25 protein-coding genes are annotated in these 25883 nt (G+C 66.5%); 11 read left to right on the forward strand and 14 right to left on the reverse strand.

Annotated features, from left to right (window positions below):
• The first annotated feature begins 31 nt into the window (after positions 1 to 31).
• The 3 genes from iolD (at position 32) to iolB (ending at position 3796) form a co-directional block, all read left to right on the forward strand.
• On the forward strand, positions 32 to 1882 hold the full coding sequence (gene iolD, locus AC1DIN_RS20625) for a 3D-(3,5/4)-trihydroxycyclohexane-1,2-dione acylhydrolase (decyclizing) (RefSeq protein ID WP_476811131.1): 1851 nt from the start codon (positions 32 to 34) through the stop codon (positions 1880 to 1882).
• A 118-nt stretch (positions 1883 to 2000) separates the two neighbouring features.
• Positions 2001 to 2885, forward strand: a complete 885-nt coding sequence (gene iolE, locus AC1DIN_RS20630; protein WP_476811159.1) for a myo-inosose-2 dehydratase — start codon at positions 2001 to 2003, stop codon at positions 2883 to 2885.
• A gap of 113 nt (positions 2886 to 2998) precedes the next feature.
• On the forward strand, positions 2999 to 3796 hold the full coding sequence (gene iolB / locus AC1DIN_RS20635; protein ID WP_476765864.1) for a 5-deoxy-glucuronate isomerase: 798 nt from the start codon (positions 2999 to 3001) through the stop codon (positions 3794 to 3796).
• Between the two features lie 68 nt (positions 3797 to 3864).
• Here the strand turns inward: iolB and AC1DIN_RS20640 are convergent, their stop codons facing one another.
• Entirely contained in the window at positions 3865 to 4179 is a 315-nt protein-coding gene (locus AC1DIN_RS20640; protein WP_476811132.1) for a hypothetical protein, read from the reverse strand.
• A gap of 249 nt (positions 4180 to 4428) precedes the next feature.
• Here AC1DIN_RS20640 and AC1DIN_RS20645 point away from each other — a divergent pair, with 249 nt between their 5' ends.
• Positions 4429 to 4731 (forward strand): hypothetical protein, encoded by a 303-nt coding sequence (locus AC1DIN_RS20645; protein ID WP_441472962.1) that lies wholly within the window; start codon positions 4429 to 4431, stop codon positions 4729 to 4731.
• A 107-nt stretch (positions 4732 to 4838) separates the two neighbouring features.
• Here AC1DIN_RS20645 and AC1DIN_RS20650 read toward each other — a convergent pair whose 3' ends face one another.
• On the reverse strand, positions 4839 to 5504 hold the full coding sequence (locus AC1DIN_RS20650) for a hypothetical protein (protein WP_476765866.1): 666 nt from the start codon (positions 5502 to 5504) through the stop codon (positions 4839 to 4841).
• A gap of 174 nt (positions 5505 to 5678) precedes the next feature.
• Positions 5679 to 5972 carry a hypothetical protein gene (locus AC1DIN_RS20655; protein WP_476811133.1) on the reverse strand — a complete coding sequence of 98 codons (294 nt, stop codon included), beginning with the start codon at positions 5970 to 5972 and terminating at the stop codon, positions 5679 to 5681.
• Between the two features lie 90 nt (positions 5973 to 6062).
• Between AC1DIN_RS20655 and AC1DIN_RS20660 the strand changes: the two genes are divergently transcribed.
• Both AC1DIN_RS20660 and AC1DIN_RS20665 read left to right on the forward strand, forming a co-directional pair.
• A complete protein-coding gene (locus AC1DIN_RS20660) occupies positions 6063 to 6383 on the forward strand; it encodes a polyhydroxyalkanoic acid system family protein (protein WP_441472965.1) in 321 nt (106 codons plus the stop codon).
• Between the two features lie 209 nt (positions 6384 to 6592).
• Positions 6593 to 8494, forward strand: a complete 1902-nt coding sequence (locus AC1DIN_RS20665) for a cation:proton antiporter domain-containing protein (protein ID WP_476811134.1) — start codon at positions 6593 to 6595, stop codon at positions 8492 to 8494.
• A gap of 64 nt (positions 8495 to 8558) precedes the next feature.
• On the opposite strand, the gene AC1DIN_RS20670 is transcribed toward AC1DIN_RS20665, so the two are convergent.
• The 3 genes from AC1DIN_RS20670 to AC1DIN_RS20680 form a co-directional block, all read right to left on the reverse strand.
• Positions 8559 to 8978 (reverse strand): DUF3830 family protein, encoded by a 420-nt coding sequence (locus AC1DIN_RS20670; protein ID WP_476765868.1) that lies wholly within the window; start codon positions 8976 to 8978, stop codon positions 8559 to 8561.
• A gap of 140 nt (positions 8979 to 9118) precedes the next feature.
• A complete protein-coding gene (locus AC1DIN_RS20675) occupies positions 9119 to 10189 on the reverse strand; it encodes a patatin-like phospholipase family protein (protein ID WP_476811135.1) in 1071 nt (356 codons plus the stop codon).
• A complete protein-coding gene (locus AC1DIN_RS20680) occupies positions 10186 to 10971 on the reverse strand; it encodes a 3-hydroxybutyrate dehydrogenase (protein WP_476811136.1) in 786 nt (261 codons plus the stop codon). Before AC1DIN_RS20680 ends, AC1DIN_RS20675 begins: the two co-directional genes overlap by 4 nt.
• Positions 10972 to 11083: 112 nt before the next feature.
• On the opposite strand from AC1DIN_RS20680, the gene AC1DIN_RS20685 reads away from it, so the two are divergent.
• The 3 genes from AC1DIN_RS20685 (at position 11084) to AC1DIN_RS20695 (ending at position 14983) form a co-directional block, all read left to right on the forward strand.
• Positions 11084 to 11626, forward strand: coding sequence for a Fur family transcriptional regulator (locus tag AC1DIN_RS20685; RefSeq protein ID WP_441472970.1), 543 nt, complete (start codon positions 11084 to 11086; stop codon positions 11624 to 11626).
• Between the two features lie 38 nt (positions 11627 to 11664).
• Positions 11665 to 12939 carry a flavodoxin-dependent (E)-4-hydroxy-3-methylbut-2-enyl-diphosphate synthase gene (ispG, locus tag AC1DIN_RS20690; RefSeq protein WP_476765869.1) on the forward strand — a complete coding sequence of 425 codons (1275 nt, stop codon included), beginning with the start codon at positions 11665 to 11667 and terminating at the stop codon, positions 12937 to 12939.
• A gap of 79 nt (positions 12940 to 13018) precedes the next feature.
• Entirely contained in the window at positions 13019 to 14983 is a 1965-nt protein-coding gene (locus AC1DIN_RS20695) for a potassium transporter Kup (protein ID WP_441472972.1), read from the forward strand.
• A gap of 143 nt (positions 14984 to 15126) precedes the next feature.
• Here AC1DIN_RS20695 and AC1DIN_RS20700 read toward each other — a convergent pair whose 3' ends face one another.
• The 5 genes from AC1DIN_RS20700 to AC1DIN_RS20720 form a co-directional block, all read right to left on the reverse strand.
• Positions 15127 to 16050 carry a DMT family transporter gene (locus AC1DIN_RS20700; protein ID WP_476811137.1) on the reverse strand — a complete coding sequence of 308 codons (924 nt, stop codon included), beginning with the start codon at positions 16048 to 16050 and terminating at the stop codon, positions 15127 to 15129.
• A gap of 96 nt (positions 16051 to 16146) precedes the next feature.
• Positions 16147 to 16629 carry a MarR family winged helix-turn-helix transcriptional regulator gene (locus AC1DIN_RS20705; protein ID WP_441472974.1) on the reverse strand — a complete coding sequence of 161 codons (483 nt, stop codon included), beginning with the start codon at positions 16627 to 16629 and terminating at the stop codon, positions 16147 to 16149.
• Positions 16630 to 16731: 102 nt separating this feature from the next.
• Positions 16732 to 17313 carry an NAD(P)H-dependent oxidoreductase gene (locus AC1DIN_RS20710; protein ID WP_476765872.1) on the reverse strand — a complete coding sequence of 194 codons (582 nt, stop codon included), beginning with the start codon at positions 17311 to 17313 and terminating at the stop codon, positions 16732 to 16734.
• Between the two features lie 163 nt (positions 17314 to 17476).
• Positions 17477 to 18901, reverse strand: coding sequence for an FAD-binding oxidoreductase (locus tag AC1DIN_RS20715; RefSeq protein ID WP_476811138.1), 1425 nt, complete (start codon positions 18899 to 18901; stop codon positions 17477 to 17479).
• Positions 18902 to 19036: 135 nt separating this feature from the next.
• Positions 19037 to 20365 carry a cytosine deaminase gene (locus tag AC1DIN_RS20720; protein ID WP_476811139.1) on the reverse strand — a complete coding sequence of 443 codons (1329 nt, stop codon included), beginning with the start codon at positions 20363 to 20365 and terminating at the stop codon, positions 19037 to 19039.
• Between the two features lie 193 nt (positions 20366 to 20558).
• Between AC1DIN_RS20720 and folD the strand changes: the two genes are divergently transcribed.
• Positions 20559 to 21419, forward strand: coding sequence for a bifunctional methylenetetrahydrofolate dehydrogenase/methenyltetrahydrofolate cyclohydrolase FolD (gene folD, locus AC1DIN_RS20725; protein WP_476765875.1), 861 nt, complete (start codon positions 20559 to 20561; stop codon positions 21417 to 21419).
• Between the two features lie 119 nt (positions 21420 to 21538).
• Here folD and lpdA read toward each other — a convergent pair whose 3' ends face one another.
• Positions 21539 to 22939 (reverse strand): dihydrolipoyl dehydrogenase, encoded by a 1401-nt coding sequence (gene lpdA, locus AC1DIN_RS20730; protein WP_441472979.1) that lies wholly within the window; start codon positions 22937 to 22939, stop codon positions 21539 to 21541.
• Between the two features lie 225 nt (positions 22940 to 23164).
• Here lpdA and AC1DIN_RS20735 point away from each other — a divergent pair, with 225 nt between their 5' ends.
• Entirely contained in the window at positions 23165 to 24826 is a 1662-nt protein-coding gene (locus AC1DIN_RS20735; RefSeq protein WP_476811140.1) for an L-lactate permease, read from the forward strand.
• Between the two features lie 48 nt (positions 24827 to 24874).
• On the opposite strand, the gene AC1DIN_RS20740 is transcribed toward AC1DIN_RS20735, so the two are convergent.
• The gene (locus AC1DIN_RS20740) at positions 24875 to 25276 is read right to left on the reverse strand and encodes an MAPEG family protein (RefSeq protein WP_476811141.1); all 402 of its coding nucleotides are present in this window, start codon (positions 25274 to 25276) and stop codon (positions 24875 to 24877) included.
• Between the two features lie 185 nt (positions 25277 to 25461).
• The gene (locus tag AC1DIN_RS20745; RefSeq protein WP_441472981.1) at positions 25462 to 25878 is read right to left on the reverse strand and encodes a VOC family protein; all 417 of its coding nucleotides are present in this window, start codon (positions 25876 to 25878) and stop codon (positions 25462 to 25464) included.
• Positions 25879 to 25883: the final 5 nt, after the last annotated feature.

Here is a 25883-nt window from a genome sequence, read left to right on the forward strand (position 1 = left end):
CGTTACTTGTTATAGAGAGTCGGAAACCGACATGACTCGTACCGTCCGCCTCACCATGGCGCAGGCGCTGACGCGCTATCTCGCGGCGCAGATGACGGAGGTCGACGGGCAGCGCCTGCCGATCTTCGGCGGCGTCTGGGCGATCTTCGGGCATGGCAACGTCGCGGGCCTCGGCGAAGCGCTATGGCACGAGCGCGAGCGCCTGCCGACCTTCCGCGCCCATAACGAGCAGGCCATGGCGCATGCGGCCATCGCCTATGCCAAAGCGAACATGCGCCGCCGCTTCATGGCCGCGACCACCTCGATCGGCCCCGGCGCGACCAACCTCGTCACCGCCGCGGCGCTCGCTCATGTCAACCGCCTGCCGGTGCTGCTGCTGCCGGGCGACGTCTTCGCCAACCGCATTCCCGATCCCGTCCTCCAGCAGGTCGAGGATTTCGGCGACGGCACCGTCTCGGCCAATGACTGCTTCCGCCCCGTCTCGCGCTATTTCGACCGCATCACCCGGCCCGAGCAGATCATCCCGGCGCTCGCCCGGACCATGCAGGTGCTGACCGATCCGGCCGAATGCGGGCCGGTGACACTGGCGCTCTGCCAGGACGTGCAGGCGGAAGCCTATGACTATCCCGAGAGCTTCTTCGCCGAACGGCTCTGGACGCCGCGCCGACCCCGGACGGACCGCGACGAGCTGAAGGCTGCCGCAGCAGCGCTGAAAGGCGCGAAGAAGCCTCTGATCGTCGCGGGCGGCGGCGTACTCTATTCCGGCGCTTCCGACGAACTCGCCCGCTTCTCGGCCACGACGGGCATTCCCGTCTGCGAGACGCAGGGCGGCAAATCCGCCCTCCCCGACGACGACGCGCTCAACATGGCGGCCGTCGGCGTCACCGGCACCGCAGCGGCCAACCACCTGGCCGCCGAGGCGGACCTCATCCTCGCCATCGGCACCCGCCTGCAGGACTTCACCACCGGCTCCTGGGCGCTGTTCGGCGCGCAGCAGAAGACGATCATCGGCCTCAACGTCCAGCCCTTCGACGCTGGCAAGCACCGCGCCCTGCCCCTCGTCGCCGATGCCCGCGAGGGCCTGGCCGAGCTGGCGGAGATCATCGGCGGCTGGAAGGCGCCCGAGAGCTGGACAGCCGATGCCAAGGCCGGCAAGGCCGACTGGCGCGAGGAGGCAGACAAGGTCACCGCTGCCACCAACGCGGCGCTCCCCTCGGACGCGCAGGTCATCGGCGCGGTCCAGCGCGCGCTGGGCTCGGACGTCGTCCTGCTCCACGCTGCCGGCGGGCTGCCCGGCGAATTGCACAAGCTCTGGCAGGCCGGGGCACCCGGCTCCTACCACGCCGAATACGGCTTCTCCTGCATGGGCTACGAGATCGCCGGCGGTCTCGGCGCCAAGATGGCGCGCCCCGACAAGGAAGTCGTCGTCATGGTCGGCGACGGCTCCTATCTGATGCTGAATTCCGAGATCGCGACCTCGGTGATGCTGGGGCTCAAGCTCACCATCGTCCTGCTCGACAATCGCGGCTTCGGCTGCATCAACCGGCTCCAGAACGCGACCGGCGGCCAGAGCTTCAACAACCTGCTCCGGGATTCCCGGCACGAGACGCTGCCGGAGATCGACTTCGTCGCCCACGCCGCCAGCATGGGCGCGATCGCGACCAAGGCCGCCTCCATCGCCGAGCTAGAAGCCGCGCTGGCGCAGGCGAAGACCAACAGCCGCACGACCGTCGTCGTCATCGACACCGACCCGTTGATCTCGACCAGCGCCGGCGGTGCCTGGTGGGATGTCGCCGTGCCGGAAGTCAGCGAGCGCGGCGAGGTCCGCACGGCACGGGCGAATTACGACGAACGACGCAAACAGCAGCGCGTCGGTGAATAACAGGCCGTCATTGCGAGCGTAGCGAAGCAATCCAGGAGACGTCGAGCTCCACGAGACCTGGATTGCTTCGCTACGCTCGCAATGACGGCGGCAACCATGAATGAGAAAGACCCGACACATGATCCGCATCGGCGCGAACCCCATCGGCTGGTCGAATGACGACATGCTCGAGATCGGCGGCGACATCCCGCTCGAAACCTGCCTGAAGGAGGCGCGTGAAGCCGGCTTCACCGGCATGGAACTCGGGAACAAGTTCCCGCGCGAGGCCGCCCGGCTGAAGCCGATCCTCGACGCCCACGGCCATGCGCTGGTCTCCGGCTGGTATTCGACCGAGCTGCTCGTCCGCGACGTCGCCGCCGAGATGGAAGCGGTGAAGGCGCATGCGACGCTGCTGCGCGACATGGGCTGCTCGGTGCTGATCGCCGCCGAGACCTCGAACGCGATCCACTCCGACATCACCAAGCCGCTCTCGGCCCGCCCCATGCTGCCCAAGGCCCGCTGGGACGATTTCGGCGCGCGCTACACCAACTTCGCCGAGGCGGTGAAGGCGGAGTACGGCCTGCAGCTCGTCTATCACCACCACATGGGCACGGTCGTGCAGACCGAGGCCGAGATCGACCGGTTCATGGGCGTCACCGGCCCGGCCGTCGGCCTGCTGCTCGACACCGGCCACGCCACCTGGGGCGGCGGCGATCCCGCTCGCATCGCCCGCCACTGGAAGGCGCGCATCCACCACGTCCATTGCAAGGATATCCGCGAGGAGGTGATGTGGCGTTCCAATCGCGAGGACTGGTCCTTCCTCGAATCCGTCCTCGCAGGCGTCTACACCGTGCCGGGCGATGGCCTGATCGACTATGTCCGCGTGCTGAGAGAGCTCTGGGACTATTCGGGCTGGATCGTGGTCGAGGCCGAGCAGGACCCGAAGAAGGCCGAGCCAGCCGCTTACGCGAAGCTCGGGCATGCCAATCTGGCGCGCTTCATCAAGGAAGCGGGCCTGGTCTGAATACAACGTCATTCTCGGGCGAAGCGAAGCGCAAACCCGAGAATCTCTTGCCGGAGACGCTCGGGTCGAGCCCGAGCATGACGAGCCCACCGAGAATGCGCTGGAGAGCCCCCATGTCCCATCTCAAGGTCAAGCCCAACGGCTCCCACGGCCACGTCACGCATGTCACGCCGGAGAATGCCGGCTGGACCTATGTCGGCTTCGATCTGCACCGCTTGAAGCCGGGCGAGACCGTCTCGGCCCCGACCGGCGATCGCGAGACCTGCCTTGTCTTCGTCACCGGCAAGGGCAAGGCGGAAGCCGGCGGCAAGGAACTCGGCGAGCTCGGCCAGCGCATGAGCCCCTTCGAGGGCAAACCCTGGTCGGTCTATGTTCCGCAAGGCTCGGACTGGTCCGTCACCGCCACCACCGATCTCGAACTCGCGGTCTGCACGGCCCCCGGTCTCGGAGGCGGCTTGCCCGTGCGCGTCATCGGACCGGACGATCTCGGCCAGGAGATTCGCGGCAAGGGTTCCAACACCCGCCACGTCACCAACATCCTGCCGGAAGGCGAGCCGGCGGATTCGCTGCTCGTCGTCGAGGTCATCACCCCCGCCGGCAACACCTCGAGCTACCCGCCGCACAAGCACGATCGGGACGACCTGCCGCAGGAGTCCTATCTTGAAGAGACCTATTACCACCGCCTCAACCCGCCTCAGGGCTTCGGCTTCCAGCGCGTCTACACGGATGACCGCAGCCTCGACGAAGCCATGGCGATCGAGGACGGCGACGTCGTGCTGGTGCCGAAGGGCTATCACCCCTGCGCCACCTGCCACGGCTACGATCTTTATTATCTCAACGTCATGGCCGGCCCGAAGCGGACCTGGAAATTCCACAACGCCGCCGAGCATGAGTGGCTGCTGAAGGGCTGATTGCCGGCTCCTTGCGGGCGCCTGGCTCAGGCCCCCGCCCTCTTACCGGAACGAGCCGGCCACCCGGCTCACCGGACGCACTCGTAGACCGTGCCCGATGTGTCCGGCCCCTTCCACTTGATGTCGGCGGCGCTGGAGACGACATGGCTCCCGCCCATCTCCGCCGCCCTGATCTTCAGACGCGTCACGATCGTATCGCGCGCCGTATCGGTGAGCAGCACCGAATGCAGATCGGACTTGCCGTCGATCACGCCGAGCTTGGTGCAGCCCTCCACCACGCTCTGCGTATCCGTGACCACGACCGCGCTGCTCCGCGAGGTGTGATAGGCGCAAGCTCCCAGAAACAAAGCCGGCAGAAGAAGGAAGAAACGCGGCATCGACATGGTCCAGACTGTCCTGATCGGTTTGGCCATCATGTTCCGCTGCTGTCGCGCAAATGCAAGCCCGGATCTGTGCATGCCCCTTCGGGTTCCTTCACCAGATCGGGGTTCACTCAATTTGAGCGGAATTGTGCGGCTATTGAATGATTTCGGCTGTGCGAACTTTAACGCAAGACCTGAGACATTCTTGACCTGCAACGACGGCTGCTCTTAAGTCCCCGCAGGCCAATGGGAGGCTGAAAAGGATAAAATATGCGTAGCATTCTGATCGTCGGCGCGATGGCCGCTCTCCTCGCCGGTTGCCAGACCGCGCAGGAGTCCATGGCTGACGCTGAAGTCACCTGTGAGGCCCAGGGCTTCCGTCCCGGCACTCGCGCTTACCAGCAGTGCCGCTCGGCGAACTATGTCGAGAACCGTCGCGCTTCGAACGAGGCCGGCAACGCGGTCGCCGCAGGTGTGGCTGCGGGCGTCGTTGGCGGCGCGATCGCGGCCGGCGCCAGCCGCAACTACTACTACGGCCCCGGTTATTACGGCCCGCGCCGCTACTGGTGGTAACAATTGAGCGGCGCCTCCCGGAGGCGCCGCTCAAGCAATTCGGGAGCCCTGCGACGCCTCGCGCCGCAGGGCTTTTCCTTATGCGCTTTCGAAACCCCTGATTCCGCTCAGCGCTTGGTTGAGCGCCTGCGGGCCGGAGCGGGCGCCGGCTCCTCCCTGCTCGAGGCCGAGGCCAGCAGAGAGCCGATCACGTAGACGGCGAGTCCGAGCCCGACCAGGGCGGCCATCGGCTCGCGCTCGGCCCGCTTGACCAGCATGCGCCCGCCCGTGTCGGCGTATTCGCGCGCGCGCGACGCATAGTCGTTGGCGCGATCCGCATAGTCGTCCGCGAGGTCGCGGCGGGCGCTCAGCCAGTTGCTGCCAGCCTTCAAGGCACGGCTTCCGGCTTCCGCGGCGTCGGAGCCGTAGTCATTGAGCCAGCCACGCACCCGGCCATAGTCGGGCTGATAACGCTCCCAGCGCGAGACAGGCCGGCTGCGCAGCGTAGCCCAGGCGATCAGCCCGATGCTCACGGCACCGAGACCGAGCGTCGCGAGCGGATGCCGCTCCACCGTCCGCGCCACGGCTTGCCCGCCTTCACGGGCCGTCGCGATCGGGTCGGCCTCGTCCCAGGCTTCCCTCGCCCGCTCATAGCCGTCCTTCACGGTCTCGCTCGCCTTGTCGGCCATATCCGCCGCCTTGCCGCGCAGCGTGCTCACCGTGGACTCGACCTGATCCTGAGCTTCCTCGGCAGTGGTAGGCACATCCGGCGGAAATCTGTTGGCGATCGCCATGGCGGTCTCTCCGTTTCTGAAAGGGGGCACGGCCATGGAACGAGGGACGGAGCGGCTGGGTTCCCGCCGACGCGTGAAAAGACGGCCGACGCGAAAAGCCATGGGTCATCATTCTTCGCTGTTCGGCCATAACCCGGTCATGTTTGGATGCGATCTCCCCGGGAACAGGGGCAATCAACGAGAAGGAGACGCTATATGCACGTTCAGCACCTCCAGATCGCACATCCCTCGGTTCTCTCGGATCCGGAATGGATCGCGCTGGAAAGCATCGAAGAAAAGACCCAGCATTTCATCTTCGACGATACGATGCTGCTCGCCTTGCGCGATCGCGGGCTCGTCGAGACGGATGGAGCCGCGTGGCACGTCACGCAATCCGGTCAGCAGCGCCTGAGCGAACGCAGCTGAGCTCCCGGCAGATCGCCGGGCTCTCTCGCGCTTATCTTTCAGGATTATCTTGTCGATCGTCACGCCCGCTTTTCGGCGGGCTTTCGGCGGCGCTGGAAAATCTCCGGCGCCGTCGCCATGTCTGGCTGCAGTTCCACTGCTCGATGAGGCGCCATGGGCAAGCCCGTCTCCATTACCATCTCGCATGATCTCGGCCGCGAGGCCGCGCTCAACCGCCTGCGCAGCGGGATCGATCGCATCCGCGACAGGCTCGGCATGGTCAGGATGCAGCTCGTCGAGGAGCGTTGGGAGGGCGACAGCCTGCATTTCGGCGTCGGCGCGCTCGGCCACACCGTCCATGGCCGCGTCGAGGTCGAGGAGCGCCTCATCCGCGTCGAGGTGACGCTGCCCTGGATGCTCGCCGTCTTCGCCGAGAAGCTGAAGATCGGGGTCGAGAAGCAGGGCCAGGTCCTGCTCGAGAAACCCAAGGCGTAGGACTTACCCGTCATTCGCCGTTTGCGTCGCGGTCACCCGGCCGCCGACGTCGCTTCCTCATGTCCGCGGCTCACGCCGAAGGGACAGAAAATTCGCCATGGCAAGCCTAAAAGACGTACGTCTTTCGGTTGAAATCGGCGGTCTCAGTCCCCATGCTCCGAAACGTTCCAACATTTTCGATTTCTTGACGTTTCGGATTCGGGAGACCCATGCATCACGGCCCGCTGATCGCCATCATTGTCGCGGGCCTAGGCCTTGCTTTCGTCTTCGGGGCGCTTGCCCAAAAACTGCGGATTTCCCCCCTCGTCGGCTATCTCGTCGCCGGCGTCGCCGTCGGCCCGTTCACGCCCGGCTTCGTCGCCGATCAGAACCTCGCGAATGAGCTGGCCGAGATCGGCGTCATCCTGCTGATGTTCGGCGTCGGCCTGCATTTCTCCCTCAAGGACCTGCTTTCGGTGAAGGCGATCGCCGTGCCCGGCGCCGTCGTCCAGATCGGCATCGCCACGCTGCTCGGCCTCGGACTCGGCACGCTGCTCGGCTGGAGCTGGTTCTCCGGCGCGGTCTTCGGCCTTGCCCTCTCCACCGCCTCGACCGTCGTGCTGCTGCGTGCCTTGCAGGAGCGCCGGATGGTCCAGACCGAGCGCGGCCGCATCGCCGTCGGCTGGCTGATCGTCGAGGATATGGCCATGGTGCTGGCGCTGGTATTGCTGCCGGTGCTGGCCGACATCATCAACGGCGGCTCGCAGCCGGGCGCGAGCGCGCCGCTGGCGACCCGCTTCGACCTCGGCATCTGGGGCGTAATCGGCCTGACCTTCGCCAAGCTGATCGGCTTCCTCGCCTTCATGCTCGTCGTCGGGCGGCGCGTCATCCCCTGGGTGTTGCACTGGGTCGCCCATACCGGCTCGCGCGAGCTCTTCCGCCTCGCCGTGCTCGCAGTCGCCCTGGGCGTCGCCTATTCGGCCGCCACCCTGTTCGGCGTCTCCTTCGCGCTCGGCGCCTTCTTCGCCGGCATGATCCTGTCGGAGTCGCCGCTCTCGCAGCGCGCAGCCGAGGAGACGCTGCCGCTGCGCGACGCTTTCGCGGTGCTGTTCTTCGTCTCGGTCGGCATGCTCTTCGACCCCGGCATCATCCTGCGGGCGCCGGGTCCGCTGATCGCGACGCTCGCCATCATCCTGATCGGCAAATCCGTCGCCGCCTGGATGATCGTGCGCGCCTTCGGCCGCTCGAACGCGGTCGCGCTAACCATCTCGGCCTCTCTCGCGCAGATCGGCGAGTTCTCGTTCATTCTGGCCGGGCTCGGGAGCGCGCTCGGAATCCTGCCGGCCCAGGGCCGCGATCTGATCCTCGCCGGCGCGATCCTGTCGATCCTGTTCAATCCCGTGATGTTCGCGCTGGCCGAGCGCCTGGCCTCGGAGCCGCCCGCGGCGGCGAAGCCGAAGCCAAAGCCCGCCGCCGCTCCAACCGAGCCGGCCCCGGCGGAAAAGGCCGCGGCTCCTGCTCCCCAGCCCGAAACACCGCCGGAGCGCGACATCACTCCCACCAGCCTCAACGATCATATTGTCGTGGTCGGTTACGGCCGGGTGGGCAGCCTGCTCGGTGCCGGCCTGCTGGCGCAGGGCTCGAAGCTGCTGGTGATCGAGGACAATCCGGACGCGGTCGAAACCGCAAAGCGCGACGGCGCCGAGCTGCTCGTCGGCAATGCGGCCGATCCCGAGGTGTTGTCCGCGGCGGCGGTCGGGCGCGCCATCCGCCTCTTCGTCGCCATCCCCGGCAGCTTCGAGGCCGGCCAGGTCTGCGAGCAGGCCCGTGCCGAAAATCCGACCCTGCCGATCGTCGCCCGCGCCCATTCCGATGCGGAGGTTGCCCATCTCACCAAATGCGGCGCGACGCTGACGATCATGGGCGAGGCCGAGATCGCGCGGGCGATGCTGGGCCTGTGCCAGAACCTGGCCGCCACGGCACAGCCCGAGGCCGAAGCGGAAACGAAGGCCGCGCCGCCCGAGACGCGGGCCGACGAGGCGCCACCAGCCGAAGCGGCCGAGCCCCGCATGTTGAGGCCGCGCAAGCCGGCGGCGGAGAGCCCGCCGGAAGATCCGCCGGCCGCCGCGTGAAAGAGAAAGGGCGGGACGCCATGCGTCCCGCCCTTCTTGTCTCAACCCGTGCGCTGGATGCGGCTCAGCCGGCCAGCTCGAAGCGGATGTCCTGCGCGCCTTCCCAGAGGGTCTTGCGGCCGAGCGCGTAGAGGTTCTCAAGCCCCGAGGTCAGGGTAAGGAAGTGGTTGCCGGAGAGGACACCGGCCTTGCTGGCGAATTGCACGCCGCCATAGGCGAGCAGGATCTCGGTCTCGCTCACACCGCCCGGATAGAGGATGATCTGGCCCGGAGCCGGATAGGCCGTGTTGTTCTCGTAGCCGACGCCGAAATCGAGATCGCCGAGCGGCATCCAGACGCCCTCGCCGCTCCAGCGCACATGCACGATCTTGCTGACGAAGGGCAGGTGCCGCAGGAAGGCGGCGCAGGTCTTCGGCGCGGCCTCGAGCTCGAGCTTCGCGTCGAAGCTGTAGGGGCCGGCGGTGACGATCAGCTTGCTGCTCATGGAAAATCCCTGTCCTTCTGAAAACGGGTCCCTGACGGTGAATGGCATTTCGCCTCGCCCTCGCGCAAGCGCGGTCCCGGGAACAGGTGAGACGCCGGAACGCGAAGAATCCTGCAATCAGGGGACTGGGTTCCGAAGTCTCAGGTGATCGCCTCCCGGAGGTCGAGCGTCTCCGTGTGGCCGATCGCGGCATAATTGCGCTTCAGCCAGCGCTTGGCCGCCCCGCGGCCTATGTCCCGCAGCCGCAGCAGGAAGGACCAGTCGGCGTTCATCCGTGACGAGGAGGTCAGTTCGGCCAGCGGCGGGCCGCCGTCGATCCGGTGCATCAGCACGCGCTTGTACTCGTCGCGCGGCACCTTGCCGGCATCGACGAGGCGGTTGACGAAGTCGATGGCGCGCAACTCACGCAGCAGCGAGGCGTTGAAGGTGATCTCGTTGATCCGGTCCTGGATCTCGCGCGCCTTGGTCGGCAGCTCCTTGCGCTGGACCGGGTTGATCTGCACCAGCAGGATGTCGTCGCAATCAGCCTTGTAGAACAGCGGGAACAGGGCCGGGTTGCTCATATAGCCGCCGTCCCAATAGGCCTCCCCGTCGATCTCCACGGCCTGGAAGACCATCGGCAGGCAGGCCGACGCCATCACATGGTCCGGGGTCAGGTCCTTGCCGTCGAACACGGCGATCTTGCCGGTACGGACATTGGTCGCGGCGATGAAGAGTTTCACCGCGTCGCAGGCCCGGACCTTCTCGAAATCGATCAGATCGGCGACGACGCCGCGCAGCGGGTTGATGTTGAGCGGGTTGATGTCGTAGGGGCTCGCGACCTTCGAGAACATCTCCAGGAAGAGCAGGCCGGGCGGCGTGCCGTCATGGCCCCAGGAACCGAGCATCGTGTCGAGCAGCGAGCGCTCCGAGCCAGCATATTTGCCGTCGACGCTGATCGCCCGCCAGAAGGCTTCAAGCTTGGCGCGCGCGCCGTCTGCGCCCCCGTCGATCCAGCCTTCGACCAGCACCACGGCATTCATCGCGCCGGCGCTGGTCCCGGTCAGGGCCTCGATGCCGAGGCGCCCGTCTTCGAGGATGACGTCGAGCACGCCCCAGGTGAAGGCGCCATGGGCGCCTCCGCCTTGCAGGGCCAGCGAGACCGTCTTTTCCGCCTTCGGCCCGGCCAGTCCCTTGACCGGCTCGGCCTTGCGGGAGGGGCGCCCGCTCACGCGGCTGTCCAGCCGCCGTCGATTGGCAGGGTAGCTCCCGTGATCGACTTCGCCCCGTCGGTGCAAAGGAAGACGGCGAGCGCCGCGACCTGCTCGACCGTCACGAACTCCTTGGTCGGCTGGGCGTCGAGCAGCACGTCGTTGATGACCTGTTCCTTGGTCATGTTGCGCGCCTTCATCGTGTCGGGGATCTGCTTCTCGACCAGAGGCGTCCAGACATAGCCAGGCGCAATGGCGTTGACGGTGATGCCCTTGGTCGCGACTTCCAGCGCCACCGTCTTGGTCAGCCCGGCGATGCCATGCTTGGCGGCGACATAGGCTGATTTGAACGGCGAGGCGACGAAGGCGTGCGCCGACGCGGTGTTGATGATGCGGCCCCAGCCCTTCTCCTTCATCTTCGGCAGGGCGGCGCGGATGGTGTGGAAGGCTGAGGACAGGTTGATCGCGATGATCTGGTCCCACTTTTCCAGCGGAAACTCGTCGATGGGCGCGACGTACTGGATGCCGGCATTGTTGATCAGGATGTCGATGGCGCCGAACGCCTTTTCGCCCTCGGCAATGAAGCCGGCGATCTCGGCGGGCTTCGTCATGTCCGCCGGCGAGAACACCACCTTGACGCCGAACTCCTTCTCCAGGTCGGTGCGCAGCTTCTCTGCATCGGCTGGCGGCAGGATGCCGTTGATGACGAGATTGGCGCCCTCCGCAGCAAGCGCGCGGGCGTAGGCGAGGCCGATGCCGGAGGTCGAGCCGGTGATGGCCGCAGTACGGTCTTTGAGGAACATGAGCGTCAAGGCCCCTGACAATCGAGGAGAAAATGCTTAGGTTCGGGCTGAACGTGGCAATGCCGCAACGACAGGCACTCGCAAGTTGCCCGATGACTCTTTGCAACGCAACATGACGAAAATGCAGCCAAACGCGCATACGCATGACAACCATGTGCATCATACGCATGACGGCGATTGCCGCCATGCGGAGGATCATCGCCGCCACGCCGCCGAGGCGCTGGCGCGCGCCGAGCGGATCTGCCGCGAGCGCGGCCTTCGCCTCACTCCGATCCGGCGGCAGGCGCTGGAAGCGCTCCACGCGGACCATCGTCCGGTCGGCGCCTATGACCTCGCTGACCGCATTTCGCCGAAAGGCGGGCGGCGCCTCGCCCCGATCTCGATCTACCGCGCTCTCGATTTTCTCGTCGAGCAGGGTTTCGTCCACCGCCTCTCCTCGAAGAACGCCTATGTCGCCTGCCTTCACGGCCATGGCGCGAACGAGGTCGTAGCCTTCCTGATCTGCGAGGTCTGCGGCGGCGTCGATGAGGATTCCTCGCCCGCCATGAAGAAAGCGGTGGCGGCCATCGCCGAAACCCGGCAATTCTCGCCCTCTCATCAAATGGTCGAGATCGTCGGCCGCTGCGAGCATTGCCGGAACGCCGCTTCGTCATGAGGCTGTCAGAAACCATGAAAACGCTCTAGAGCAGCCGCATGAATGAGCGCGCCTTCTCCCATCTGACCCCGGAACGCGCCGGCCCGCTCGCCCGGCAGCTCACCGTGCCGGTCAAGGTCGGCCACGTCGTCGTCGGCGGCGGCGCGCCGATCGTCGTGCAGTCGATGACCAACACCGACACGGCCGATATCGCGGCTACGGTGGCCCAGGTCGCCGCGCTCGCGCGGCAAGGTTCGGAGCTGGTGCGCATCACCGTCGACCGCGACGAGGCCGCTGCCGCCGTGCCGAAGATCCGCGAGCGGCTCGACCGCATCGGCGTCGATGTGCCGCTGGTCGGCGACTTCCACTATATCGGCCACAAGCTGCTGGCCGATCATCCGGCTTGCGCCGAGGCGCTGGCGAAGTACCGGATCAACCCCGGCAATGTCGGCTTCAAGGACAAGAAGGACAAGCAGTTCGCCCAGATCGTCGAGATGGCGATCCGGCACCGCAAGCCCGTCCGCATCGGCGCCAACTGGGGCTCGCTCGACCAGGAGCTGCTCACCGCCCTGATGGACGAGAACGCCCGTGCCCAGCGCCCGCTCGACGCCCGCGCCATCATGCGCGAGGCCATGGTGCAGTCGGCGCTGCTCTCGGCGGAGCGTGCCGAGGAGCTCGGCCTCGCCCGCGAATACATCATCCTCTCGGCCAAGGTATCGGGCGTGCAGGACCTGATCACCGTCTACCGCATGCTGGCGAGCCGGGCGAACTACGCCATCCATCTCGGCCTGACCGAAGCCGGCATGGGCTCGAAGGGCATTGTCTCCTCCTCGGCCGCGCTCGGCATCCTGCTGCAGGAAGGCATCGGCGACACCATCCGCTATTCGCTGACGCCGGAGCCGGGCGGCGACCGCACGCTCGAGGTCAAGACGGCACAGGAACTGCTCCAGACCATGGGTTTCCGCGCCTTCGTGCCGCTCGTCGCGGCCTGCCCCGGCTGCGGGCGCACGACGTCGACCGTGTTCCAGGAGTTGGCGCGCGACATCCAGAACTGGATTTCGACCTCCATGCCGGAATGGAAGACGCGCTACCCCGGCGTGGAGAACCTCAACGTCGCGGTGATGGGTTGCATCGTCAACGGCCCCGGCGAGTCGAAGCACGCCGATATCGGCATCTCGCTCCCGGGAACCGGCGAGGCGCCGACCGCGCCGGTCTTCGTCGACGGCAAGAAGGTCGCCACGCTCAGGGGCGCCGGCATTGCGGAGGAGTTCAAGACCATGGTCGCGAGCTATGTCGAGCGGCGCTTCGGTGCCGGGCTCGGCGCCTCCAACTGAACCCTGCCTTTGCGCGCCGTTCGCATTATGCTAGAGCCCCCGGCCTTTCGCTGCACCGCAGCGTGTGCGGAGATCCCTGATGGGGCATGAGAAGCCGAATCCTGCGACCGTCCGGCCAGAGGATTCCCGTTTCGGACTCGACGATGGCCAAGGCCAGGCTGCGAGCCAGGGACACGGCAGGACCGGCTTCGCCGCTCTGGCTTTGGGCGCGCTCGGCGTCGTCTATGGCGATATCGGCACGAGTCCGCTCTATGCGCTTCGCGAAACGATCCTCGCCGCGACCGGCGGACAGGAGAACGTCACGGTTCCGCCGACCGTCGTGATCGGCGTCCTCTCGCTGATCCTGTGGTCGCTCGTCGTCGTCGTGACGCTGAAATATGTCGTGCTGCTGATGCGGGCCGACAACAACGGCGAAGGCGGCATCCTGACCCTCGTCGCGCTCGCCCAGCGCAGCCTCGGCCGGGCGCGCAGCCATGTTGCGCTGCTGCTCGGCATGATCGGCGCCGGCCTGTTCTACGGCGACACGGTCATCACCCCCGCCATCTCGGTGCTCTCGGCGATCGAGGGCGTCAAGCTGATCACCCCGGCCCTCGACGATTACATCCTCTGGATCGCCTCGGTGATCCTGATCGGCCTTTTCGTGATGCAGAGCCACGGCACCCATCGCGTCGCGACCTTCTTCGGCCCGATCATGCTGGTCTGGTTCCTGACGCTGGCCGGGCTCGGCATCTACCACATTGCCGACGATCTCAGCGTTTTCCGCTCGATCAACCCCTACTACGCCCTGCTGTTCTTCCGCGACCACGCCGGCGTCTCGCTCGCCGTGCTCGGTTCGGTCTGTCTGGCCGTGACGGGTGCCGAAGCGCTCTATGCCGATATGGGCCATTTCGGCCGCGGCCCGATCCGTGGCGCCTGGCTCTATGTCGTCTTTCCGGCGCTGTGGCTGAACTATCTCGGCCAGGGCGCGCTGATCCTGTCCGATCCGAGCGCCATCGACAACCCGTTCTACCGCCTCGCGCCGCAGGGCCTGCTGCTGCCCTTCGTCATCATGGCGACGGTGGCGACCATCATCGCCAGCCAGTCGGTCATCACCGGCGCCTTCTCGCTGACGCGGCAGGCGATCCAGCTCGGCCTGCTGCCGCGCATGGAGATCCGCCACACCTCCGAGCAGACCTCGGGCCAGATCTACGTGCCGCGCGTCAACCTGCTGCTGCTCGTGGTCGTGCTGATCCTGGTCTGGTCGTTCCGTACCTCCTCCAGCCTGTCGCACGCCTACGGCATCTCGGTCTTCGGCACGATGGTGGTCTCCTCTCTGCTCGCCGCCATCGTCATCCGTCGCCACTGGGGCTGGAGCCTGCCGGCCACCGCCGCGCTCATCCTCCCCTTCCTGCTGGTCGACGTCTCGTTCTTCTCGGCCAACATGCTGAAGCTGTTCCACGGCGGCTATGTGCCGGTGCTGCTCGCCATGGCGCTGACGCTGGTGATGTGGACCTGGATGCGCGGCACCAAGATCCTGTTCGACAAGACCCGCAAGACCGACGTGCCGCTGCTCGAGCTCGTCACCATGCTGTCGAAGAGCCCGCCGGCCCGGGTGAAGGGCATGGCAGTCTTCCTGACCAGCGACCCTGAGACGGCGCCGGCCTCGCTCCTGCACAACCTCAAGCACAACAAGGTCCTGCACGAGCGCAACGTCGTCCTGACCGTGCGCTCGGCCGACACCCCGCGCGTGCCCGAGGAAGAGCGTGTGCGCCTCGCCCGCATCACCGACGACTTCTGGCGGGTCGACATGGTCTATGGCTACATGGAAAGCCCGAACGTGCCCAAGGGCCTCGCCATGCTGCGCAAGCAGGGCTTCAAGTTCGACATCATGTCGACCTCGTTCTTCCTGTCGCGCCGCTCGATCAAGCCCTCGCCGCAATCCGGCATGCCGATCTGGCAGGACAATCTCTTCATCGGCCTGACCAAGAGCGCGACCGACGCGACGGACTTCTTCCAGATCCCGACCGGCCGCGTCGTCGAGGTCGGCACGCAGGTTACGGTCTGAACGGCTCCCCCGCCCCAGGGGGCGTCATGCTCGGGCTTGCCCCGAGCATCTCGTGATCCAGAAGGGCAGATTTACCCGCGCTTCTCTTTCATGGAGATTCTCGGGTCGTCGCTGGCGCGCCGCCCGAGAATGACCCTGCAATCTCAATCCAACCGTGCCGAAGCCGCTTCCTGCGGCACATGCCGCACACGCTCGCGATAGAGCAGATAGAGCCCCGAGGCGATGACGATCCCGGCGCCGGCAAAGGTCCAGCGATCCGGCCACTGGCCGAAGACGAGCCAGCCGAGCAGCACCATCCAGACGATCTGCGAGTAGATGAACGGCGCCAGCACCGTGGCCGGTGCGAGCCGATGCGCCAGGATCAGCAGCCAGTGGCCGAAGCCGCCGAGCACGCCGACCAGGACCATCAGCAGCCAGGGCAGCAGCCCCTGCGGCGTCTCCCAGATCCAGGGCAGCAGCGGAATCGTGGCGAGCGTTCCGGCGGCGCCGGAATAGATCATCGTCGTTTCCGATGAATCATGGGCCGAGAGCACGCGGGTCGACAGCGCGTAGAAGGCGAAGCAGAAGCAGCCGAGCACGCTGAGGAGCGCGGCCGGATGCATGCCGCCGATGCCCGGCCGCGTCACCACCAGCACGCCGAGAAAGCCGACGGCGATCGCCACCAGCCGGCGTGGGCCCGGCCATTCGCCGAGGAGCGGCCCGGAGACCAGCGCCACGAGAAACGGCGCCGCGAACATGATCGAAATCGTCTCGGCCAGCTGGAGATAGCGCAGGGCGATGAAATTCAGCGCGGTCGAGGCGAGCAGGAGCAGCGAGCGCCCCCATTGCAACCAGGGGCGCTTGGTCCGCAGCACGCCGGGATGCGTCCACGGATTGATCAGGGCGAAGACCAGGATCATGCTGCCGGCGTAGCGCGCAAACACCACCTGCAGCGGGTTCATCGACTGCCCCAGCCATTTCGCGCTGGCATCGAGCATCGAGAACAGCAGGACGGCCACGCCCATCAGGCCTATGGCCGCGAGCCGGGCTCGCCCCGCTTCGGAAGAGGCCTCGGATGGCAGGGGCACGTCCGGTTTCGCCATGCTCTGGAGGAATGACAAAACCAGATTGAACCGATTTAGACGCCTTCGCCAGTGCAGGAGCGCATGCGCTCCATGCAGAAATCAGGCGTCGCTATCGGCCTCGTCGATATCGCTGTCCGGGTCGTCGTGATCGGCGCCGGCCTTGGACAGGCCTTTCGCCGCCTTGCGCAGCAGCTTGCGCAACTGCTTGCGCTCCTTGCCGTCGAGCTTGTCGAGAAGTTCCTCCTCGACGTCGTTCCAGACGGCATCGAGTTCGATTGCTGTCTTCTGCCCGGCTTCCGTCAGGGCAACCTGGACCAGTCGGCCGTCACGGTTGCCGCCTTCGCGCGTCACCAGCCCCTGCAGCGACAACCGCCCGATCGTCTTCGACACGGTCGGCGGCTTCACGCGCAGCAGCGAGGCGAGCTCGCCCATCGTCATCGGCGCCGGTTGCAGCGCCTTCAGCGCCTGCTCCTGCCCTGGAAACAGGCCGAGCCCGTTCAGCCTCTCGCCCATCCGCGACCGATGCAGCCGGGCGGTGACGAGCAGGGCACGGCCGACGCTTTTCTCGATTGCCTTGGTCATAGGTCGATCCTTCGGGCCGATCCTTGGACGGATAAGCAGACGCTTCGCCGGCTGCGTAATCGCGCGCGAACATGACAGACAGATGACAATCCGATGTCAGAGCTAAAACACTGTCAGCTTCGTGGCGACTTTTTGCAGGAATGCCCCCCGGCTCTCCACGGTCGAGAGATTCATCTCATAATGAGCCAGATAAGTCGTGCGCGCCAGCGGATGGCAAACGGCGCGCAGCGCCCGGCAAACGGCCTTGCGCGGCGGATCGCCCACCAGAAAGGCGCGCCAGCGCGAGCCGCCATAGCTCGTCACAGCCGCAAGTCTGCGGATATTGTGGAGCGCGGGCTGAGCCTTTCCGTCGACCATCTTGAACGAGACGCCGGGCAGGAAGACCCGGTCGAGGAAACCCTTCAGGATCGCCGGGTAGCCGAAGTTCCAGACCGGAAAGCACAGCACCAGAGCCTCTGCGGCCCTGACGCGCTCGACATAGCCGGCAACCGGCAATGTGTTGCTGGCTGTGTCGTGATAGCCGCGGCGCTCGCCGCAGCTCAGCACCGGGTCGAAGCCCTCCGCATAGAGATCGCAATCGTCGACATCGTGCCCCGCCCGCTTCAGCGTCGCGACCACCGTCTGATGGATCGCGGCACCGAAGCTTTCCGGAACCGGATGGGCATAGAGGACGAGCACGCGCATGGCTGAGGCCTCCGTTCGACCATTTGTCGAGCCCTCATCCTGAGGAGCCGCGAAGCGGCGTCTCGAAGGATGCTTAAGCAGGCTCCGGAACCATCTCGATCATCCTTCGAGACGCAGCCTGCGGCTGCTCCTCAGGATGAGGGCTGAAGCTTCAAAAGATCTCTTAGCCGACACCGGCCTCGGCGAGGCTGCGGAACAGGAAGGTCTTCCCCGAGCGGTAATCGTAGCTCGGATCCTCCCAGGCGATCATCTTGCCGGGATTGAGCAGGCCCTGCGGATCGGCCTCGCGCTTGAAGGCGAGCTGCGTCTCGTCGGTCTGCTTCATGCCGCCCTCCTCCAGCGTATAGCGGTGCGGGTTGAAGATCGGCGCGCCCATCCCCTCATGAACAGCGATGATCTCCTCCAGCCGCTCCTCGGTGGTGAAACGGATGAGCGGCAGGCCGAAGCAGGTGATCTTGCCGTCGAAGCGCACGAATTCGAGATGGCAGGTCACCTCGTCGCCGAAGCGGGCATGGATCTTGTCGACCAGCTCGACCTGGTTCGGGAAGGGGTAGAGCACCTGCAGATAGGTGATCGCCGGGTCGACGCGCAGCGCCCTCAGCGTCGTGTGGTTCCAGCCGAGCTCATAGGCCGGCGGCAGGCCCTTCGCATCCTCGGGCGCGAGCTTGTCGGTGCGCAGCAGCAGCTCCGCCCCCTTGAAGCGGCGCGCATAGGCGCAGAGCGCATCCACCGCGAAATCGGCGGCCATGACAATGACGAGATGGCTGTCGCGCGGCAGGAACTTGCGGTGGCGCAGGAAGTATTCGTGCGGAGCGGGCGCAGCCACGACGCAGAGGTTCTTGAGCGCGAGCCCGTCCTGCTCGCCGACGGCATTGGCGAATTCGGTCGCGGCACGCAGGCTCTCGAAACCGATGATGACGTCGACCCAGTTATAGGCCGGCCCCAGCGGCATCTCGACCTCGGTGATGATGCCGTTGGTGCCATAGGCATGGGCGACCTTGTGCAGATCCTCGCCCGAAAATTCGAGGATGCGCGGGCTTGCCTCCATCGTCGCGACCTTGAGCCGGATGATGTTGCCCCAGTCGCGCAAGCCCCCCCATTTGATCGAGCCGACGCCGCCGGAGCCGCCGGCAATGAAGCCGCCGATCGAGGCCGTCTGGTAGGTAGAGGGATGCAGGCGCAGTTCCTGCCGCGAATGCGCCCGCGTCTCGTCATCGATGCGGGCCATGATCGCGCCTGGCTCGGCTACATAGCGGCCAGCGGCGATCTCCTTGACCTTGTTGAAGCCGGAGAGGTCGAGCAGAACGCCGCCGGAGAGCGGCATCGCCTGGCCGTAATTGCCCGTGCCGGTGCCGCGCGGCGTGACGGGAATGCCGAGCTCGTGGCAGGCGGCGAGAACCTGCAGAACCTGCGCCTCGCTCGTCGGCGAGACGACGATGTCGGCCACGACATGATCGAGCTGGCGCTTCAGCACCGGCGAGTACCAGAAGAAATCCCGGCTCTTCTGCTTCACCAGCGCCGGATTCTCTTCGGTGCGGATGCCGCTGATGCGGGTCTTCAGCGTGGCGATGTCGTAGCGTTCGGTCATGCGAGGCGTTCCTGTGGCGTCATGCTCGCCCTTGTGGCGAGCATCCCCGTCTTGAACACCGCCCGCGACGGAGGAAGACGTGGATGGTCGGCACAAGGCCGACCATGACGGGAAAGGTCATGGCGGGAAAGGTCGTCACTTGGCGCTCGCCATCAGATGGTCGAGTTCGCGGTAGTCCGGCAGCGTCCGGTCGATCGGCTTGCCCGCGACCAGCACGGTACGGTCGGCCTGCGGCCGGGAGAAGAGTTCTGTCCAGTCGCGTGCCCGCGTCAGGATGAGGTCGGCGGTCGCCCCGACAGCGATGACGCCGGTATCCCGCAGGCCCATCGCCTCGGCCGGGCTGCGCGCCACGGCGTTGGCCCAATCCGGCCCGGAATGGTCGAGCTGGAGGATACGCGTGCCCTCGCGCAGCACCTCGACGAGGTCGAGATCGCCATAGGCATAGAACGGGTCGCGCGTATTGTCGGAGGCGATCATCACCGGCACGCCGGCCGCCTTCAGCTCATGCAGGGCGGCGACACCGCGCCAGCGCGGCGTGCGACCGGGTTGCCGGTCCTGCAGGTACATGTTGCACATCGGCAGCGAGACCACGGCGATGCCGGCCTCGCGCAGCTTGGCGATGATGCGCGCCTCGTCCTCCGGCCCCTGCAGGCTGAGCGAGCAGCAATGCCCGCAGAGGATGCGACCGGTGAAGCGATGGCGCAGCGCCGCATCCGCGATGTGCTCCAGCGAGCGCGCCGCCGGGTCGTTGGTCTCGTCGACATGGAAATCGAGGTCGAAGCCGTTCTCGATCGCCGCCTGGAACAGGATGTCGAGCGCCCGGTCGAGCTCCGGGATCATGTAGGTGACGCAGCCGAGCAGACCGTCGCCATGCGCCTTCACCGCGGCGATCACCGCCGCCATATGCGCCGGATCGAGCGCGGCGTCGGCGCCGAACAGCGGCGACGCCTGCAGCGCGATGCGCCCCGCCCATTCCGCCCGAACCTCGGCATAAGCCGGCCAGGAGATGCCGATCTGCTTGCCCAGCGAGTCGAGATGGGTGCGCAACGCCGCCGTGCCGTGAGCGAAAGCGGTGCGCAGCGAGAAATCCATCCGCGTCCGCACATCCCCGGCGGACCAGTTCGCCTCGCGGTCGGCCCCGACGGTTTCGAGCGCCCCCGGAAAGGTGCCGTCCGGGTTGGGGCTGCGCGGCCAGATATGGCCCTTGTCGATATGAGTATGGCAGTCGACCAAGCGCGGCAGCGCGATGCCGCCGTCGAGATCGAGGCTCGGCGCCGTCACCGTCGCCACCGCGCCAACGGGCTCGATCGCCTCGATGCGGCCATCGGCAATGGCGAGATCCACCCGCGCCAGCCCATGGCGGTCGGCGGCGATGTCGGCGCCCTCGATCAGGCAGGCAGGGATACGCAGATCGGTGAGGCGGAAGGCCGGCGCGTCGGGCAAGCGGGCGAAACCAGTCGTCACGTTGTCCTTGCCCCTTCCGCTCACAGCCTGTGCGGGTTCGTCGATACCGGGCTGCCCGTAAGCCCGCAAGCCACGCCGGCCGCTCCTCCCCCGCCGATGGCGCCTGGCGCCATGCGAGCGTCGCATTCGGACTTGTCCGGGGCGGCCGGATCGCGCATGACGACGGCGTCATCACCAAGAACGAGGTCGGACCATGACCGGCGAAGCCCGCATCATCGACGGCAAAGCCGCCGCCGCCGCGCTCAGGGCCGAGATCGGCCGCGAGGTTGCAGCGATCAAGGCTATCAGCGGACTCGTTCCGGGCCTCCATGTCGTCCTCGTCGGCGAGGATCCGGCGAGCAAGGTCTATGTCGCGTCGAAGGAAAAGCTCGCCGTCGAAGTCGGCATGAACTCGGTGGCCCACCGGCTGCCGGCCGAGACGAGCGAAGCGGAATTGCTCGCCAAACTGGCCGAGCTGAACGCCGACGACGGCGTCGATGGCATCCTCGTCCAGCTGCCGCTGCCCAAGCATATCGACACCGGCCGCATCATCGACGCCATCGATCCCGCCAAGGATGTCGACGGGCTGCACCCGATCAATGCCGGCCTGCTCGCCGGCGGCAAGAACGGGCTGGTGCCCTGCACGCCGCTCGGCTGCATGCTCCTGCTGAGGCAGACGCTGCCRTCGCTGTCCGGGCTCGACGCCGTGGTGATCGGCCGCTCGGAGCTGGTCGGCCGTCCGGTCGCGCAGTTGCTGCTCCAGGCCGACTGCACCGTCACCATCGCCCATTCGCGCACGCGCGACCTCCCCGGCGTCATCAGCCGCGCCGACATCGTCGTCGCGGCGGTCGGCCGCCCGCGCATGATCAAGGGCGACTGGATCAAGCCCGGCGCCACCGTGATCGATGTCGGCATCAATCGCCTGCCCGACGGCAAGCTGACCGGCGATGTCGACTTCACTGACGCGGTGAAGGTCGCGGGCGCCATCACCCCGGTCCCCGGCGGCGTCGGCCCGATGACCATCGCCTGCCTGCTCAAGAACACGCTGACGGCGTTCCACGCCCGGCGGGGATAATTGTTTCCAGCCGTCATGGTCGGCCTTGAGCCGACCATCTCGGAAACCAGTGTTCTCTCTCGTCGCGAGATTCTCGGGTCGAAGCGATGCTTCGCCCGAGAATGACGCAGACGCGTCGATCACATATGGATCTGGCGCTTCTCCACCGCCATCGCGGCTTCCTTCACGGCCTCGGCCAGCGTCGGATGCGCATGGCAGGTGCGGGCGAGGTCTTCCGACGAGCCGCCGAACTCCATCAGCACCGTCACTTCGGCGATCAGGTCGCCGGCATGCGGGCCGATGATGTGGCAGCCGAGCACGCGGTCGGTCGCCGCATCGGCCAGCACCTTCACGAAGCCGTCGGTGTGGCGGATGGCGCGGGCGCGGCCGTTCGCCGTGAACGGGAACTTGCCGATCTTGTAGGCGACGCCGGCAGCCTTGAGCTCTTCCTCGGTCTTGCCGATCGCGGCGACTTCGGGGGCGGTGTAGACGATGCCCGGAATGGCGTCGTAGTTCACATGGCCCGCCTTGCCGGCGATGATCTCGGCGACCGCGACGCCCTCATCCTCGGCCTTGTGCGCCAGCATCGGCCCGCGCACCACGTCGCCGATGGCATAGATGCCCGCGACATTGGTCTTGAAGTGGTCGTCGATGACGACGCGCCCCCGGTCGGTCGCGACGCCCGCCTGGTCGAGGCCGAGGCCGTCGGTGTTCGGACGGCGGCCGATCGCAACCAGCACGATGTCGGCGTTGAGCGTCCTGGCCTCGCCCCCGGCGGCAGGCTCGACGGTGACGGTCGCGCCGCCCGTCTTGGCCACGTCGACCTTGGTGACCTTGGAGCCCAGCTGGAAGGTGAAGCCCTGCTTCTCCAGGATGCGCTGGAACTGCTTGGCGACCTCGCCATCCATGCCGGGCAGGATGCGGTCAAGGAACTCTACGACGGTGACCTTGGCGCCGAGACGGCTCCAGACCGAGCCGATCTCGAGGCCGATCACGCCGGCGCCGACCACGACGAGTTCCTTCGGAACCGCGCCGATCTCGAGCGCGCCGGTCGAGGTGACCACCGTCTTCTCGTCGATCTCGACGCCCGGCAGCGGCGCCGATTCCGAACCCGTCGCGATGACGATGTTCTTGGTCTCGAGCTCCTGAGCCTTGCCGTCCTCGGCGGTGACGACGACCTTGCCGGCGGCCGGGATCGAGGCCGTGCCGTGGAAGGCGTCGATCTTGTTCTTCTTGAGCAGGAAACCGACGCCGTTGACGTTGGCGTCGATGGTCTCCTGCTTGTGCGCCATCATCGCCTTGAGGTCGAGCTTGGGCGTGCCGACGACGACGCCGAGCTTCTCGAAGGTGTGGCCGGCTTCCTCGAACATCTCGGAGGCGTGCAGCAGCGCCTTGGACGGAATGCAGCCGACGTTCAGGCAGGTGCCGCCATGCGTCTTGCGTTTCTCGACAACGGCGACCTTGAGGCCGAGCTGGGCGGCGCGAATGGCGCAGACATAGCCCCCGGGGCCGGTTCCGATGACGACGAGATCGTAGGCCATGACGTCCTTCCGCTGATCGGCTGAAGACCGCGGGCGAAGGCCGCGGCAGATGGCGGCCGGCATACATCGGTTCTGCGCCTAGCGCTACGGCATTCCTGTGTTGACCGCAGCCGCGGTGCTTGCCGCGGCTCAGGGAGCGGCGCTTACTGCGCCGAACACAACAAAAGGACGAAACGCCATTCGCTGAAATCTCTGCAGATCAGCCCGCTGGAGGGGCACGCCGTCATGTGGAATCAGGTCTATGATCCATTCGGCAACAGCGTCCTGTCGACGCTCGCGGCCGCGCTACCCGTCGTCGTTCTGCTCGGTCTCATCGCATCCAATGCCGTCAAGGCGCATATCGCCGCCGTCATCGCGCTCATCGTCGCCAATCTCGTGGCGATCTTCATCTTCACCATGCCGGCCGGCATGTCGCTGCGCGCCACCCTGCTCGGCGCCGTCACCGGCTTCTTCCCGATCGGCTGGATCGTTCTCAACGTCATCTTCCTCTACCGGCTGACGGTCGAGAAAGGCGCCTTCAAGATCCTGCAGACCACGATCGGCGGCGTCACCGATGACCGGCGCATCCAGCTGCTGCTGATCGCCTTCGCCTTCGGCGCCTTCTTCGAGGGCGCATCCGGCTTCGGCACGCCGGTCGCGGTCACCGGCGCGATCCTGATCGGCCTCGGCTTCTCGCCGCTGGCGGCCTCGGGCCTTTCGCTCATCGCCAACACGGCACCCGTCGCCTATGGCGCGCTCGGCACGCCGATCCAGGGCCTGAGCCAGGTCACCGGCATCGATCCCTTCCTGCTCGGCGCCATGGTCGGGCGCCAGCTCCCGTTCTTCTCGGTGCTGGTGCCGTTCTGGCTGATCTGCGTCTTCGCCGGCTGGCGCGGCATGCTGCAGATCTGGCCGGCAGTCCTCGTCACCGGCATCTCCTTCGCCGTGCCGCAATTCCTGATCTCGAACTACGTAAATCCCTGGATCGTCGATATCGGCGCTTCGCTGATCTCCATGGCCTGTCTGATCGGCTTCCTCCAGGTCTGGAAGCCGAGGGAGGTCTGGACCTCGCCGAAGCTGCGCGGCCACGACATCTCCGACGACGGGAGCCTTGTCCCGCCCGCTGCCACGACCAGGCCAAGCTCGTCGCAGGTCTGGATGGCGCTGACGCCCTGGATCATCGTCTGCGTCATCCTGCTGATCTGGGGCACGGGCTGGTTCAAGAATGCGGTCAACCCCTGGGCGACGTGGAACTATGCCGTTCCCGACCTGCACAACATGATCAACAAGGTCGCGCCCGTCGCGGCCAGGCCGACACCTGAAGGAGCCGTCTTCTCCTTCACCTGGCTCTCCTATACCGGCTCGGGCATGCTGATTGCCGCCATCATCTCGGGCTTCGCCCTCGGCTTCGGTCCGCTGAAGATGGCGCAGGTTTATGGCAGGACGCTGAAACTCTGCGCCTATTCGCTGATCACCATCGCCGCGATGCTGGCGATCGGCACCCTGACGCGGCTTTCGGGCATCGACGCCACGCTTGGCCTCGCCTTCGCCGGAACGGGGGTGCTGTATCCTTTCTTCGGCACGCTGCTCGGTTGGCTCGGCGTCGCGCTGACGGGCTCCGACACCGCCTCGAACGTGCTCTTCGGCAATCTCCAGAGGGTCACCTCGGAGCAGCTCGGCCTCTCGCCGATCCTGATGGGCGCGGCGAACTCCTCCGGTGGCGTGATGGGCAAGATGATCGACGCCCAATCGATCGTCGTCGCGTCCACGGCAACCGGCTGGTTCGGCCATGAGGGCGTGATCCTGCGCTTCGTCTTCTGGCACTCGATCGTGCTGGCGAGCCTGGTCGGCGGCTTCGTGATGCTGCAGGCCTATGTCCATCCCTTCTCGGCGATGGTCGTGAAATAGGCCGAGCCCGGAGGGCGGCGGCCGTGCCGCCGCACCTCTCCTCTCCGCTCAACTCATCAGGCGATAGAGCATCATCACAAGACCGGCGAACGAGGCGGCCCAGACCAGGGTGCGAAGCACCGGGACACCGGCTGCGTAGAGTGCGACATACACGACCCGCGCGGCGAGATAGATCCAGGCACCCGTCGCGGCGCTGCCTCCCGCCTTGCCCGTGATCGTAAGCGCAAGCGCCAGCGCGACGAAGGCCGGATAGGTTTCGAGCAGATTGTCGAGTGCCCGCTTGAGACGCCGCGAGACGATATTCGGTTCGCGCGGCTCGTCGCGCGGGCTGGCCAGATAGCCCGGTCCGAGATCGGCCGAGGTGCCGGCCTGCAGGACGATCTGGATCAGCAGGAGCAGCACGCTCCAGCCGAGAACGGTGATTTCAGTCGTCATGGGCAATGCGGTCATGGCTCACTCCAGCTGCGGCATCGGACCGAAAAGCGGCTTCCACCTTGTCCGAGAATCCGCTGCCAGACAAAGAGATAGATCGTCACTCCGCGTTCGACGGGGCGCTTGACGATCCAGCGAGGAGGAGGATGACAGCTTGTTCGGCCCAGGCCAATCCGGGCGGCGACGCGGCGGCTCAGTATCGGCTACAACGGCGCGTTGAAGGCCCAGACATGGCCGAAGGGATCGCGCAGGCGGCCATAGCGGGCGCCCCAGAACACGTCGCTCGCCGGCATGAACACGTCGGCGCCAGCGGCCTCGGCTTTCGCGAGGGCAGCGTCGACATCGGCCGGCGTGGGCAGGTTGATGTTGATGGCGACGCCCGTGCCCTTCAGGCTCGACGGCGCCATGATGTGGCCGCCGAACTCCGGAAACTCGTCGTGCAGCAGGATCTCGCTGCCGAAGAGGGCGAGATTGGCGTGCATCACGCGCTCGCCATCCTCAGCCGCCTGCATGAAGGTGCAGGTTGCGCCGAACGCCTTCTCGTAGAAGGCGATCGCCGCCTTGCCGCCCTTCACGCAAAGGTGCGGCTGCAGCGGCGGGACATTCGGTTGAAAAGCCATGGCCT

The organism is Allobosea sp. 05T438 (genome assembly GCF_056396025.1).

Excerpts from the sequence above, each read along its gene's own strand:
- lpdA (WP_441472979.1), bottom strand. The coding sequence starts at position 22,939 with ATGGCCTACGATCTCGTCGTCATCGGAACCGGCCCCGGGGGCTATGTC.
- AC1DIN_RS20665 (WP_476811134.1), top strand. The coding sequence starts at position 6,593 with ATGCATCACGGCCCGCTGATCGCCATCATTGTCGCGGGCCTAGGCCTT.
- AC1DIN_RS20705 (WP_441472974.1), bottom strand. The coding sequence starts at position 16,629 with ATGACCAAGGCAATCGAGAAAAGCGTCGGCCGTGCCCTGCTCGTCACC.
- AC1DIN_RS20680 (WP_476811136.1), bottom strand. The coding sequence starts at position 10,971 with ATGTTCCTCAAAGACCGTACTGCGGCCATCACCGGCTCGACCTCCGGC.
- AC1DIN_RS20710 (WP_476765872.1), bottom strand. The coding sequence starts at position 17,313 with ATGCGCGTGCTCGTCCTCTATGCCCATCCGGTTCCGGAAAGCTTCGGT.
- AC1DIN_RS20695 (WP_441472972.1), top strand. The coding sequence starts at position 13,019 with ATGGGGCATGAGAAGCCGAATCCTGCGACCGTCCGGCCAGAGGATTCC.
- AC1DIN_RS20650 (WP_476765866.1), bottom strand. The coding sequence starts at position 5,504 with ATGGCGATCGCCAACAGATTTCCGCCGGATGTGCCTACCACTGCCGAG.
- ispG (WP_476765869.1), top strand. The coding sequence starts at position 11,665 with ATGAATGAGCGCGCCTTCTCCCATCTGACCCCGGAACGCGCCGGCCCG.
- AC1DIN_RS20715 (WP_476811138.1), bottom strand. The coding sequence starts at position 18,901 with ATGACCGAACGCTACGACATCGCCACGCTGAAGACCCGCATCAGCGGC.
- AC1DIN_RS20735 (WP_476811140.1), top strand. The coding sequence starts at position 23,165 with ATGTGGAATCAGGTCTATGATCCATTCGGCAACAGCGTCCTGTCGACG.
- iolB (WP_476765864.1), top strand. The coding sequence starts at position 2,999 with ATGTCCCATCTCAAGGTCAAGCCCAACGGCTCCCACGGCCACGTCACG.
- AC1DIN_RS20660 (WP_441472965.1), top strand. The coding sequence starts at position 6,063 with ATGGGCAAGCCCGTCTCCATTACCATCTCGCATGATCTCGGCCGCGAG.
- AC1DIN_RS20640 (WP_476811132.1), bottom strand. The coding sequence starts at position 4,179 with ATGTCGATGCCGCGTTTCTTCCTTCTTCTGCCGGCTTTGTTTCTGGGA.
- AC1DIN_RS20645 (WP_441472962.1), top strand. The coding sequence starts at position 4,429 with ATGCGTAGCATTCTGATCGTCGGCGCGATGGCCGCTCTCCTCGCCGGT.
- AC1DIN_RS20670 (WP_476765868.1), bottom strand. The coding sequence starts at position 8,978 with ATGAGCAGCAAGCTGATCGTCACCGCCGGCCCCTACAGCTTCGACGCG.
- iolD (WP_476811131.1), top strand. The coding sequence starts at position 32 with ATGACTCGTACCGTCCGCCTCACCATGGCGCAGGCGCTGACGCGCTAT.
- AC1DIN_RS20685 (WP_441472970.1), top strand. The coding sequence starts at position 11,084 with ATGACGAAAATGCAGCCAAACGCGCATACGCATGACAACCATGTGCAT.
- iolE (WP_476811159.1), top strand. The coding sequence starts at position 2,001 with ATGATCCGCATCGGCGCGAACCCCATCGGCTGGTCGAATGACGACATG.
- AC1DIN_RS20740 (WP_476811141.1), bottom strand. The coding sequence starts at position 25,276 with ATGACCGCATTGCCCATGACGACTGAAATCACCGTTCTCGGCTGGAGC.
- AC1DIN_RS20745 (WP_441472981.1), bottom strand. The coding sequence starts at position 25,878 with ATGGCTTTTCAACCGAATGTCCCGCCGCTGCAGCCGCACCTTTGCGTG.